Annotated in this window: 13 protein-coding genes; 9 read left to right on the plus strand and 4 right to left on the minus strand. The window is 64.4% G+C overall.

Annotated elements, in window-relative coordinates:
- Positions 1-18: 18 nt before the first annotated feature.
- From J2S96_RS13445 to J2S96_RS13465, 5 genes are all read left to right on the plus strand, one after another.
- On the plus strand, positions 19-756 hold the full coding sequence (locus tag J2S96_RS13445; RefSeq protein WP_306864255.1) for a GAF and ANTAR domain-containing protein: 738 nt from the start codon (positions 19-21) through the stop codon (positions 754-756).
- A gap of 134 nt (positions 757-890) precedes the next feature.
- A complete protein-coding gene (locus tag J2S96_RS13450; RefSeq protein WP_306864257.1) occupies positions 891-1,508 on the plus strand; it encodes an alpha/beta hydrolase in 618 nt (205 codons plus the stop codon).
- Positions 1,509-1,674: 166 nt separating this feature from the next.
- Complete coding sequence (locus tag J2S96_RS13455; RefSeq protein ID WP_306864259.1) at positions 1,675-2,685, plus strand: LacI family DNA-binding transcriptional regulator; 1,011 nt, start codon at positions 1,675-1,677, stop codon at positions 2,683-2,685.
- 17 nt (positions 2,686-2,702) lie between these two features.
- Positions 2,703-3,440: an HAD family hydrolase gene (locus J2S96_RS13460; RefSeq protein WP_306864262.1), complete on the plus strand. Its 738-nt coding sequence runs from the start codon at positions 2,703-2,705 to the stop codon at positions 3,438-3,440.
- Between the two features lie 40 nt (positions 3,441-3,480).
- Positions 3,481-5,865 (plus strand): glycoside hydrolase family 65 protein, encoded by a 2,385-nt coding sequence (locus J2S96_RS13465; RefSeq protein ID WP_306864265.1) that lies wholly within the window; start codon positions 3,481-3,483, stop codon positions 5,863-5,865.
- Between the two features lie 14 nt (positions 5,866-5,879).
- Here J2S96_RS13465 and J2S96_RS13470 read toward each other — a convergent pair whose 3' ends face one another.
- From J2S96_RS13470 to J2S96_RS13480, 3 genes are all read right to left on the minus strand, one after another.
- Positions 5,880-7,151, minus strand: coding sequence for a macrolide family glycosyltransferase (locus J2S96_RS13470; protein ID WP_370873105.1), 1,272 nt, complete (start codon positions 7,149-7,151; stop codon positions 5,880-5,882).
- Positions 7,152-7,212: 61 nt separating this feature from the next.
- On the minus strand, positions 7,213-7,926 hold the full coding sequence (locus tag J2S96_RS13475) for a DNA alkylation repair protein (protein WP_306864271.1): 714 nt from the start codon (positions 7,924-7,926) through the stop codon (positions 7,213-7,215).
- Between the two features lie 32 nt (positions 7,927-7,958).
- Positions 7,959-8,105 carry a hypothetical protein gene (locus tag J2S96_RS13480; RefSeq protein WP_306864274.1) on the minus strand — a complete coding sequence of 49 codons (147 nt, stop codon included), beginning with the start codon at positions 8,103-8,105 and terminating at the stop codon, positions 7,959-7,961.
- 133 nt (positions 8,106-8,238) lie between these two features.
- On the opposite strand from J2S96_RS13480, the gene J2S96_RS13485 reads away from it, so the two are divergent.
- From J2S96_RS13485 to J2S96_RS13500, 4 genes are all read left to right on the plus strand, one after another.
- Complete coding sequence (locus J2S96_RS13485; RefSeq protein WP_306864276.1) at positions 8,239-9,042, plus strand: hypothetical protein; 804 nt, start codon at positions 8,239-8,241, stop codon at positions 9,040-9,042.
- On the plus strand, positions 9,026-9,775 hold the full coding sequence (locus J2S96_RS13490; RefSeq protein WP_306864278.1) for a LamB/YcsF family protein: 750 nt from the start codon (positions 9,026-9,028) through the stop codon (positions 9,773-9,775). Before J2S96_RS13485 ends, J2S96_RS13490 begins: the two co-directional genes overlap by 17 nt.
- Before the next feature lie 64 nt (positions 9,776-9,839).
- Positions 9,840-10,433, plus strand: a complete 594-nt coding sequence (gene pxpB / locus J2S96_RS13495; protein ID WP_306864280.1) for a 5-oxoprolinase subunit PxpB — start codon at positions 9,840-9,842, stop codon at positions 10,431-10,433.
- Entirely contained in the window at positions 10,433-11,338 is a 906-nt protein-coding gene (locus J2S96_RS13500) for a biotin-dependent carboxyltransferase family protein (RefSeq protein WP_306864282.1), read from the plus strand. The genes pxpB and J2S96_RS13500 overlap by 1 nt, the downstream gene beginning before the upstream one ends.
- 121 nt (positions 11,339-11,459) lie before the next feature.
- On the opposite strand, the gene J2S96_RS13505 is transcribed toward J2S96_RS13500, so the two are convergent.
- Positions 11,460-12,821: a DUF445 domain-containing protein gene (locus J2S96_RS13505; protein ID WP_306864285.1), complete on the minus strand. Its 1,362-nt coding sequence runs from the start codon at positions 12,819-12,821 to the stop codon at positions 11,460-11,462.
- Positions 12,822-12,839: the final 18 nt, after the last annotated feature.

The following is a 12,839-nucleotide window of genomic DNA, read 5'->3' on the forward strand; positions in this document are numbered from 1 at the left end:
TTGCTCGTAGACTAAGCCATGGGCGAAATAGGTCTGAATGCCTCGGTAGCGGGGCACCTGCAGGATTTGGTCATCGACAGCGAAGACGTCGGCGGCTTCCTCGAAGACCTGGCGGTATACACGGCGTCGTCAGTGTCCGCGGCGCGCGGCCAGGACGTCCTGTGCGGGGTCACGTTGAGCCGGCGTCGCCGATCTATGACGGTTGCTGGAAGCACCCACGAAGCCCGCCTCATTGACGAAGTGCAGCAACTTTACGGGGACGGGCCGTGCCTGGATGCGATGAGAACCGGGAAGTCCGTCCTCGTCCCGGACACCTCCGCGGACTCCCGGTGGCCTGAATATTGCACCGCGATAGCGGAACGCGGTCACCTCGCCGTGCTCTGCGTGCCAATGGGCCTGGAAGAGGGCGCGACGGCGGCGATCAACCTTTTCGCCCCGCAGTGCGACGCCTTCGATGAGGCTTCCATCCGCAGCTGTGAGCAATTCGCAAGCCAAGCGGAAAAGGCCTTGCGGCTGGCGGTGAGGATCGGCGCCACGCAACAACGTGCGGAAGACCTCGAGCAGGCAATGCGTTCCCGGACCGCCATCGATCTGGCGACTGGCGTCATCATGGGCCAGAACAGGTGCAGCCAGGAGGAGGCCTTCAGGATTCTGACCAGGGCCTCAAATGGCAGGAACCAGAAGCTCAGGGAAGTTGCGGAATCACTCTTGCAGTCCTTGTCGAACGAAATGCCAGTGTCGCACTTCGAGGGGTAAGCGACTCCCTGGCTGGACCCCGCGGTATTTTTGCCGCTCTCCACGCGGCCGTCCCGCATGCCTTTCGAATGTGCCGCTTCACCCGGCCGGGGTTGTTGTCCGGGGCCGAGGAGCCCGCCACTAAGCTGTGGCCCATGGAAACAGTCGTCTGGTCCAAGCCGGAAAATGAGCGCGCCGGGACGCCGCTGCTTGTGATGATGCACGGGTACGGCACTGACGAGCAGCGAATGGCGGCTCTCTTCCCACAGCTCCCGGAAGACTTCACTTGCGCTGCGCTCCGTGGGCCCATGCCGATCGGCGACCACTACGGCTGGTTCCTGCTTGATTACTTCCTGGCGAACGACTTTGCCGATGTCATCACCACCACCAACAAGGTGTTCGCCTGGATCGACTCCGTCAAAGGCAACCACAGCAGCGTGAGCCTCCTGGGCTATTCCCAAGGTATGGCCATGGCCAGCACCCTCTTGCGGCTCCGTCCGGAAGGCTTCAAGGCGACAGTGGGCCTTTCAGGATTCGTGCTGGAAAACGACCTCCTGGCCCTCAGCGAATCCTTCGATTCACCGCCGCCCTTCTTCTGGGGCAGGGATAAGGCTGATCCCGTGATTTTCAGGGATGCCATTGAGCACACCGAGGAATGGCTCAACAAGAACATGGCTCTCACCGCGAGGACCTACCCCGGCATGGGACACCGGATCGCGGCCCGGGAAATGGCGGATGTCAGTGCGTTTTTGCGTTTTTACGTCCTTCGGTGAGACCCGCGTCACATTTCCGCCGCTGGAATACGCCACTTGATTGCCAAAATTGTTGATTGCCAAAATTGTAAGCGCTTACACTCTTCTTCGGCGGTGCAAGGGTTGTGGCGCTAAATTCCAGTAGATGAAAGGGTTGAGGCCGTGTTGAATGGTTAAGGCTCACCGCGTGACAATCCAGGACGTCGCCATTCTTTCCGGCCTGTCGATATGCACCGTTTCGCGCGCCCTGCGGAACCTGCCGAACGTGTCCGAAAAAGCACAGGCCAAAGTGGCCGATGCCGCCGCCAAGCTTGGCTACAAACCATCTTCCGCGGCAGCCCGGCTGGCCGGCGGAAGTACCCGTTCCATCGCCATCATTGCTCCCACCGCCACGGCCTGGTTCTTCGCCCAGGCCGTCGAAGCGGCCGAGGAGGTGTTCGGAGACAGCGGTTTCGACACCGTCCTGATCAGCCTCCACGGCAAGTCAAGCGTCAAACGGAAGATCTTCGGCGACCTTCCCGGGCTTTCCCAACGCGTGGATGGCGTGTTGCTTCTCAACGTGGATTTGAGCGAATCCGAGGTTGCCCTCCTGGCCGCGTCCGGCCTTGCAGTTGCGAGCGTGGGGATGACTTCCGTACCGTGGGATAACGTAGGAATTGACGACGAACTGGCGGCTTGGCGGGCCACCTCCCACCTGTTGGGGCTGGGCCATTGGGATCTGGCGGTGCTTTCCGGCCGCGAAACCCAAGAGAACTCGGTGCTGACGGCCAGCGACAGGCTCAAGGGATTCAGCCGTGCGTTGAAAGACCATCACCTGACCGTTCATCCGGACTTGGTCATCAACTCGGACTCCACGATCGACGGTGGACGCAAAGCCATGAATGAACTCATTGCGCACCGAAGCCTCCCAACGGCAGTCTTCGCGCACTGCGATGAGGCGGCGTTCGGAGCGTTGATGGCCTTGCGTGAGCATGGACTGTCCGCCCCGAAGAATGTCTCGGTGATTGGAATCGATGACCATCCGATGAGCTGGTTCCTTGGCCTAAGTACGCTGGCTCAGCCAGTGGCGGACCAGGGGGCCTTCGCCGCCAACCTGCTGGTGGACCGGCTCCAAAATGCCGACGCCCCCCACGAACCCTCCAACCATTTCCTTGACACGAAGCTCATTGAACGCAAAACCACGCGCCGCCAGCGCTGAACGGACCACTCCACACCATGACTGATACCCGAGCCACCCAGAAGAACGCCTGGACGGGCGCCACCGCGCTCCTTTTCGACCTCGACGGCGTGCTGACGCCGACCGCCGTCGTGCACGAGCAGGCTTGGCAGGAACTCTTCGACGGGTACCTGGCCGAAACAGGCCATCCGGACGGCTATCAGGAAAGCGACTACTTCGACCACATCGACGGCAAGCCGCGCTTCGACGGCGTGCGGGATTTCCTCACCTCCCGTGGAATCACTTTGCCCGAAGGACCCGCCGACGACGATCCCGCCAACACCAGCGTGCAGGGCCTGGGCAACCGGAAGAACCGTATCTTCAACGAGATTGTGGATTCGCGCGGCGTCGAGCCCTACGCGGGCTCCGTGCGCTTCATCCACGCAGCCTTGGAGCTGGGACTCAAGCTCGCTGTCGTGTCATCCTCCCGCAACGCACCAGCCGTCCTGAAGGCGGCGGGACTGGACGGCTACTTCCCGGTGGTGGTGGATGGCCAGGTGGCTGCCGCCGTCGGGCTTCCCGGTAAGCCGGACCCGGCAACGTTCCGTTACGCGGCCGAGCTGCTGGACGTTCCCGCCGCGGGCTGCGTCGTCGTCGAGGATGCAGTGTCCGGCGTCCAGGCGGGGAACGCCGGGAACTTCCGCGCGGTGATCGGGGTGGACCGGGGGGCGGGCCACCAGACACTGCTCGACGCCGGAGCGACTTTCGTGGTCGATGACCTCGAAGATCTCCTATAACCAAGCCGTTTCACCAGAAACAGAAGGAACCCAACAGTCCATGGCACTCATCAGCTCCGACCGGCTGCGCTTCCCCTGCGAACCGTGGAAGCTCGTGGAGAGCATCCACGTTCCCGGTGACGCCGGTACGCTCGAAACCCTTTTCAGCCTCGGCAACGGCCACCTGGGCATCCGCGGCGCCCATTGGGCGGCAGCGGACAGCGAACTTCCCGGCACGTTCATCAACGGTTTCCACGAGACGTGGGACATCAAGCACGCCGAGAACGCTTATGGCTTCGCCCGCACGGGACAGCGGATCGTCTACGTTCCCGACGCCAACAACTTCAACGTCGTCATCGACGGCGAGCAGCTGAGCCTGGCAGAGTCCGCGGTGCGGAATTACCGCCGCAGCATCGACTTCGCCACGGGCGTGTACGAATGCGCCATCACGTGGGAGTGCCGTTCAGGGGCGATCGTCACCACGGTGGAGCGCCGCGCCGTCGGGTTCGAATCCAGGGGTTCCCTTGGCATCGAGCTGAGCCTCACCACGGACCGCCAGGTCTCTGCCGACATCACGTCCTTGGTCATCAATCGGCAGGACCAGCCCGTGGAGGACCAGTCGGCGCACGATCCCCGCCGCTCGGGCCGCCACGCCGGCCGGGTGTTGCTCCCGCTCCATCTCCAAGGCTCCGATGGATCCCTGCGCTTGGCCTGGGAAACCGCCGAATCCCGGCAGCGCATCGGCATGGCCGTGGACCACTGGATTTCCGCCGAAGTCCAGCCGTTCGAAACCGTGGTGGGGGAGGACGAGTCCTCGGTCCGCTACGTCATGGCCGTGAATGAGGGCGAGACGTTCCGCTTGGAGAAGAGCGTCAGCTACGTCGTCAACGGCGCCATCGCAAGCGCGGCGGAAGCGGGCGAGATCTTGGCGTCCGATGCCGAATTGGGCCTCCTGCCGTTCGATGCGCTCCTGGCCGAAGGCGCAGCCCACTACCGCGATTACTGGTCTACCGCAGACATCACCATCGGCGGTCAGCCCGAGCAGCAACAGGCCGTCCGCTGGAGCCTTTTCCAGCTTGCCCAAGCCACAGCACGTGCCGGCGTCGCGGGCATTCCCGCCAAGGGCGTCAGCGGCTCCGGCTACGAGGGCCACTATTTCTGGGACCAGGAGGTGTACCTCTTGCCGTACCTGACGTACACCAATCCCGTGGCTGCCCGGCAGGTCCTCGAATCACGCCACGCCATGCTTCCCGATGCCCGGATCCGGGCCAAGGAGCTGAGTGTGGAGGGCGCGCTGTTCCCCTGGCGCACCATCAACGGGCTTGAGGCCAGCGCGTATTACGCCGCCGGCACCGCGCAGTTCCACATCGCCGCTGCGATTTCCTTCGCCGCCAACCGCTACCAGTGGGCCAGTGGCGACGCCAGCTTCCGCGCCGAGGTAGGCTCCGACCTGTTGATCGAAACGGCGCGCATGTGGGCTTCCTTGGGCTTCTTCGGCAAGGACGGACTGTTCCACATCCATGGCGTGACCGGTCCGGACGAATACACCGCCGTGGTCAACGACAACCTCTACACCAATGTCATGGCCCGCTTTAACCTGCGGGCCGCCGCGGCGCTTGAGCACCCGGACGTGCCGGAAACCGAGCGCATGGTGTGGCAGCAGGCCGCCGCACGCATGTCCCTTCCCTACGATCCGGACATGCAGATCTACAGCCAGGACAACGACTTCATGACCCTGGAGCCGTGGGATTGGTCCACGCCGCGGTCCAAGTACCCGCTGCTGCTCAACTTCCACCCGTTGGTGATCTACCGGCACCAGGTCCTCAAGCAGGCGGACACGGTGCTGGCCATGTTCTTGCAGTGGCAAGACTTCACACCCGAGGAAAAGCAGCGCGCCTTCGACTTCTACGATCCCATCACCACCGGCGACTCCACCTTGTCCGCCTGCGTGCAGGGAATCATGGCGGCCGAGGTGGGCTACTCCGACATCGCGCTCAAGCACTTCACCGAGGCATTGTTCATCGACCTGGACAACACACACAACAACACCGTTGACGGCGTGCACATCGCATCCACGGGCGGTATCTGGAGTTCCTTGGTGTGCGGCTTCGCCGGTATGCGGGACCAGGGCCAGGCCCTGCACTTCGACCCGCGGCTGCCCGCCGGGTGGGACAGCCTGTCCTTCCGGTTACAGATCCGTGGGCGGCTGTTGTCCGTCGAGCTCCTTCCCGGGTCCATCAGCCTTGCGCTGGTTCCCGGTGCTGCCGGTTCAGCGGCCGACGTCGGTGCCGAGCCCCTGGAGCTGAGCGTGCGCGGTGAGCGGATCGTCGTCGGCGTCGAGAGGGTCACTGTGCCCCTCGACGAAGTGCCGATCCCCGAACCGTCGATCTTCCCGAGCCTCTTCCCGACGGCGGGGCTTCCGGTGATCGGAAACGCGCGGGTCTGATTAGCCGAACGGTTCTACGCGGGACGAGGACGGGCCTCCTCGTCCCGCGGAACGTGGTTCAGAAGAAAGTCCTCGATGGCGTCCGCCGCTGCGGGCGCGCCCCCGGAACCGCGGACGCGCGCCTTCATCGCCTCGAGGTTGCCGCGGATCGCCTGATCTTCGCTGACCTCGATGACCGTCTCCCGGATCAGTTCGGCGGAAAGCCCCTCCTGGGGGAGCCGCCGTCCGAGTCCCAGGTCCTCCACCCGGCGTGCATTGGCATGCTGTTCAGGCTGCAACGGGAAGGCCACCAACGGCACCCCGAAATAGAGTGCCTCCATGGTCGAATTCATCCCGGTGTGGGAGAGGAAAGCGCCGGCGTGGGGTAGGACTTCCAGCTGGGGAAAGAAGGGGCGCACCTCGACGTTTTCCGGAATCTCCCCCAGCTCGGACTCCTCGACGCGCTCTCCGATTGCCATGGCAACCTGCCAGCGGGTGCCCGCGAACGCTTCCACGCACATCCGGAAGAAATCCGGGCGATCATTTAGCGGCGTGGTGCCCAGCGAGACGAACAACAGCGGACTGTCCAACACCTTGGGCTGCCAGGCTTCCTCTTTGCCCCGCAGGCCAAGGCAGGGGCCCACGAAGTGGAACCTCGCATCGAAGGTCTCTCCCGAAGGCTGGAATTCCCTCGGAATGAAGGAGATATTCAACGACGCGGGAGGGCCTCCCATGAATTGCAGATGACCCACCCCGTGCTCCGCCGCTAAATCGTTGATCCGTTGGGCGGCCTGTTTCCAGGCCTCGACCACGCCTGGCGACGGCGGGCCGGGCATCAGGTCCCGCATCGAGAAATGTTCATTGGTGGCGTAGCTCGGAAGCAAAGCAATATCCGGCAAGGCCAGCTTCGCGGCTGCCATCTTCCCTGAGATCGTCATGGCGTCGTAGGCCACCCCGTCGGGCGGGTCCTCGGCTAGCCGGGCAAGCAGCTTAGGAAACTCTTCCCTTGCGCCTTTGAGGATCCGCTCCAGCAGTCCCGACATCATTCCGGACGGCATGCCGGCGAACATTCCCGCCATCGGTGACGGCGCCGGACCACCCTCCACCGGCGCCGGAGCGCCCTCCGACCGTGCCTGGCCATCAGCCGAACGCGTTCGCGGGGGGAGGAAGGCCGCCAGGTCCTCTCCACTGGGAAAGAACGCGGCGCCGGCGGATTCAACGGCCTTGGCGTACTTCGCCGACGTGGCATACGTGACCCGGTGGCCCCTGCGAACCAGCTCGGCCACCACCGGCAATGTCGGGTTCACATGGCCAGCCGCAGGCAAGCAAATGAAGGTTATGTGCATAGCGCCGCTAACAGTGGATGTTTCATTTGGAAAAGTCGGTGCCATGAACACTGCGTCGGCGCGATTTCAGCCCGGTCTCCAACTTGGTCCGTACCTCGCGCTTCACACGGGCGGCAAGCTCGGTCTCGTGCATTTCAAGGAAAGCCCGGACAGCACGTGGATCCCACGGCACCAAGGACCGCAGCGCCCAGCTGACTGCCTTGACCACAGTGTCGTCTCGATCGTTGATCAAGATGCCGACGACGGCGAGCGTCCTTTGCGTATCGCCCGTTCCCCACCGGGACCTCGTGTTGAGGACGGTAGTGGAGACAAGCGCTATGCGCCGCCACCAACGGTCCGGGCTCCGCGCCAAGCCGTCAACGTCGGTGTCCGAGATGAGGCCTTCGCGCCACGCGGGACCCACCAACACGGTCGCGAAGGCATCGGCCTGGCCCCAGGTATCGATGCCTTGTCCCAAGTATTCAAGGCGGGCCGGTGTGAGTTCAGCGAAAGCAGCCTGATGGGCATTGATGAACTCCCAGCCCTCCCAGGCAAAGCCCGCCTGTACGAGCCCTTCGGCGAGATTGAAGACGACGGCGGCGTCCATTGCGGCGATTTCCGCCGAAACCCTGCGGCGGACTGCGCGGAAGCTCGCGGCGTCGTGCTTCTCCAAAGCGCGCAATTCCTCAAGGACACGCGCCAACAATTGCCCCGGTTGAGTATCCCCTGGGGAGATGAGCATCCCGTGCGAAGCCACTTCCGGCCCCCGATTTCGCAGGCTGAACGCTACTACGCCGTGATGTCGTCGGTATCCGGTCCTTCCGCGGGTTCCTGGCTATGTAGGCCGGTATCGTGGGGGACCCAACCCTCGGTTTCCCCTTCGGCCGGGGCGTCGCTGTGGTGACGGACTTCGTTGGGCTCTGTTGCCTTTTCCATTCCGGATACTCCCCTGTCCTTCGTTGGACTGTTCCCGCGAACGCCTTAAAGTCTACGCCGGGGAAGGGGCGTGTGGCCTAGGCTAGGCAAGGAACTACCGAACGAATCCAACGGCTGAATGCAGAGGTGAAGAATGGCAAAGCGACCCAACCGGGCAGTAAGGATCGCACAGGAAACGGCCCACAACGCCATGTTCGACGCCAGCGGAAATGCCAAGCCCGGTGTCCACAACGTGCTGCTCCGGGCCGTCGAGGTCCAACGTCCCCTTGTTTTGGCGAACCTGCGCCGCCTGCAGCGCAAGTACCCGCATGCCACAGCGGCGCAGCTGGCCGCCAGACTCGAACGGGACTACCTTGCCGCAGTCACAGGCGGGGGTGCCGCAGTCGGGGCTACCGCCGTCGTGCCCGGTATTGGCACCGCGGCCTCCCTTGGCCTGTCCGCGGTTGCCACCATCGGATTCCTGGAGGGAACCGCGCTTTACGCGGCTTCCCTGGCCGAACTCCACGGCATCCGCATGACCGATCCGGACCGTGCACGAACCATGGTCATGGCCATCATGCTCGGCGAAGAAGGCACCGCCCTGCTGGGAGCCCTGAGCGGACATTCGCTCGGCACAGGCAAAGGCGTCACGCAGGCCTGGGGCAGGACTCTGACCAATAAGCTGCCGGGCGGAGGATTCGGAGTCATTCGCGATGCCATCCAGCGCGCATTCCTCAAGCGCCTCGTCAGGCGCCAAGGTGCCGCCCTCCTCGGCCGTGCATTGCCTTTCGGCGTGGGGGCCGTAGTGGGCGGGGTCGGGAACCGCGCCATGGGTCGTGGCGTTGCGGCCTCGGCGAGGGAAGCATTCGGTCCTATGCCGGACACCATCCCGGGCGAGCTGCTCCCAGCTGCCCACCAGAACGCGCTGGAAGGCGGAAATAGTGGATCTCAACGCTGATTCGGGGGAGTCGTTCGGCTCCTGGGCCATGGGGAACGACGCTTCAATGTTCCGGATTGTCAGCAGCGCCAACGTCGCCTGCGGCTTCCACGCCGGGGACCCGGTGACCATGCTGGACAGCTGCCGTGCGGCTTTCGAGCTCGACGTCCGGGTCGGCGCCCACGTGGGCTACCGGGATTTGCACGGCTTCGGGCGCCGATCGATGGACATGTCCTTCGATGAGCTCTTCGGCGATGTCCTCTACCAGCTCGGCGCCCTGGATGGGATGGCCCATGCCGTGGGCGCCTCGGTGGACTACGTCAAACCCCACGGCGCCCTGTACAACAGGATCGTCCACGACGTCGAGCAGGCCGAAGCTGTGGTTGCCGCGATTCACGCCTACGATCCGGGGCTTCCAGTCCTTGGCCTGCCGGAATCGGCGTTGCTGCGCCTGGCCGAAGAATCCGGGCACCCGGTATTCCGGGAGGCCTTCGTGGACCGCGGCTACATGCCGGACGGAACCTTGGCGCCGCGCTCGCAGGAAGGAGCGGTGGTGACCGACGCCGCCGCGGTGGTTGAGCGAGCGGTGCGCTTTGCCCGACGGGGCGAGGTTGTGGCCGTGGACGGCACGGTGGTGCGGGTGGACCCCGACTCGTTGTGCATCCATGGGGACACCCCCGGCGCAGTCGAGCTTGCTGCGGCGGTGCGCGCTGGCCTTGAGGAAGCCGGAGTGGAGATTGAATCCTTCGCCTGAGGTTCCGGGTTCGCCCGGCGCTGGAGGCCGGACCCTTTTGCCGTGTGGCGACAGCGCACTCCTGGTGGAACTGCCCGACCTGACCGCCGTCGTCGCGTACTACCGCGGGCTGACCGGGGCCGGCGCGGCCGCGAGCCTGGCAGTTCCCCGGGGGATCATCGACGTCGTGCCCGCCGCCCGCACCGTCCTTGTCACTTTCGATCCCGGAACGATACGTCCATCCGAAGTCCGCGAGTGGCTGGAGGCCGCGGAGCCGCTAGACGACGTCCTCAGTTCGGGCCGCGAAGTGACCATCGAGGTTTCCTACGATGGCCCCGACCTTGCCGAGACGGCACAATTCCTCCGCATGAGCGAGGCCGAAATGGTCAAGCTTCATACGGAGTCGGAGTGGACGGGCGCCTTTTCCGGCTTCGCCCCGGGCTTCGTGTACTTGGTCACCACGCATGAGCGGCTCGGTGTTCCGCGAAGGAACACGCCACGCACCGGCGTACCGGCCGGCTCTGTTGGCCTGGCGGGCGAGTTCAGCGGCGTCTACCCGCGATCCTCGCCGGGCGGATGGCAATTGATAGGAACCACCATGGCCGTGCTGTGGGATGCGTCCAAGCCTGAGCCCGCGCTGATCCGCCCGGGGGACCGGGTCCGCTTCGTGGAGGCCTGATGGGGATTGTAGTGGTGAACCCTGGCCCCCTCACCTTGGTGGAAGACCTCGGCAGGAATGGCTGGGCTTCCTTGGGGCTGAGCCCATCCGGCGCCTTGGACCGGCAAGCGCTCCGGCTTGCCAATCTGCTCGTGGGGAACCCTGTAGGAGCGGCTGGGCTGGAAATATTGCTGGGCGGCCTTCGCCTGCGGTTCGTCACGGCGTCCACGGTCGCGGTTGCAGGCGCCGAGGGGATCGTGACGCTCAATGGTGCCGGGATTCCGCTGAACCAGCCCATACGGGTGGCTCCGGGCGCTGTGCTGGATTTCGGTGCTCCGCTGTTCGGACTCCGGTATTACCTGGCTGTACAGGGCGGCATCGACGCCCCTCAACTGCTCGGTTCGCGGAGTACGGACATGCTCTCCGGTGAAGGTCCCGCACCCTTGAAATCGGGTGAGCATGTGGGAATCGGGCGTGTTTCCGCGGGCAATGGCTGGGTTTCCGGGACAGGCTCCGGCGCCCGCGTGGGGATCCTCAACGATGTGTATGCCCTCCCCGCTATCCGCCGAGCCCCTGATCCTGGACGCGCCATTGCGGCCCGCGTGGACCGAGGCCCCCGCGCAGACTGGTTCGACGATGATTCCTGGCGCCGGCTCGTCAGCCAGGAATGGATCCTGTCGCCAGATTCCAACCGGATCGGTGCCCGGCTGATGGGCCGGCCGCTCACCCAGACCCGGCTTGAGGAACTGCCCAGCGAAGGCATGGTGCTCGGCGCACTTCAAGTGCCGCCGTCGGGCCTTCCCACGGTATTCCTGGCGGATCATCCAGTGACAGGTGGTTACCCGGTGATTGCCGTGGTGCGGCGCCCGGATCTGGACCTGTTCGGCCAAGCCCGCCCCGGCCAGCGGATCCGTTTCCTCGGCTGACGCTCCGCTCCGCGGGGACATGCGCTGCGTTCGCTGCAAGTAGTGGACATATTGGGGTTATGTCCGTTGGTTCGCGGCAGGGGTGGGCATGTCCCTAGCTGGCGTGCCGGACAAGCCCGCGTCAGCCGAACACCAAGTGCGCCACGGCGAAGATCGCGAGCCCAGCCAGCGATCCCACTACGGTGCCGTTGATGCGGATGTACTGCAGGTCCTTACCGACCTGGAGCTCGATCTTTTGCGAGGTTTCCTCGGCATCCCAGCGCGCGACGGTCTCTGTGATGACACCCGCAATGTCGGAGCGGTACGTCTTGACAAGGTAGCCGGCGGCATCACCGATCCACGCATTGACCTTGCCCGCTAGTTCGTCATCCCTGACAAGCCGCGAACCGAAGTCCCGGACGGCGCTTTCGAAACGCCGTGTCAGCTCGCTGTCGGGATCGTCGACGGCGGTGAGCAGCGCGTTTTTGATGGTGCCCCACGTGCGGGAGGCAAGTTCGCGGACCTCGGGATCGCCAAGGAACTGGGTCTTGATTACCTCGGCCCGGGCAATCATTGCGGGATCGTGCTGAAGATCCTGGGCAAGATCGTTCAGGTATGTATCGATCGATCGGCGCACCTGATGATCGGGGTCCTGCTGCACTGCCCGGATGAACTTGGCGATTTCGTTGTAGACCCGGTCGCCCACGATGTCGTCCACGAAGGACGGAACCCAGAGGGGTGAACGGTCGGACACGAGCCTGTTCACAGTGGAGTGGTTCGCTTCCACCCAATCCGCCGCGCGGTCAACCAATAGGTCGACCAGCTTGTGATGATGGCCGTCGGCAAAGATCCGTTCCGCCATCCGGCCCACAGGCGGTCCCCATGGCGGAGTGAGCAGGTGCTTGCGGACCATGCCCTCGATCACGGCCTGGACGTCGTCGTCGTTCAACACGGTGAACGCTCCGCGGATCAGTGCTGAGCCTTCCTTGGCGATCCGCTCGGCGCCGCCGGGGTAAGCCAGCCACATGCCGGCTTTCCGGGCGATGTCGACGCTCGCGAGCTTCTCCTGGACCACTTGCTCGGACAGGAAGTTGGTTTCAACGAATTCCCCAAGCGAGGCCCCGATCTGGTCCTTGCGCCGCGGAATGATGGCCGTGTGCGGAATTTTCAGGCCCATGGGGTATTTGAACAGGGCCGTCACGGCGAACCAGTCGGCCAGCGCTCCGACCATGCCGCCCTCGGCAGCGGCCCGGACATATTCCAGCCACGGATACTGCTTCTGCAAGGCGAAAGCTGCGGTGAAGACCACCGCCATCACAATCAGGAGCGCCAGTGCCACCGATTTCATCCGACGCAGGGCGGCGGCCTTTTCGGCGTCGGTGTTTCGTTGCCCGACGCCGGCCGCGACCGTGGAGCGGTTCCTGGCACCTGTGCGCCCGGTAGCCTCCCCAGTGGGGTCGCTATCGCTGTCCGTCGCCGGGATTTGTTCAGAGTTCACCTGCATGTGCCCAGCGTAGCCCCG

Source organism: Arthrobacter bambusae, from assembly GCF_030812595.1.
In the GTDB taxonomy this organism is placed as follows: domain Bacteria; phylum Actinomycetota; class Actinomycetes; order Actinomycetales; family Micrococcaceae; genus Arthrobacter; species Arthrobacter bambusae_B.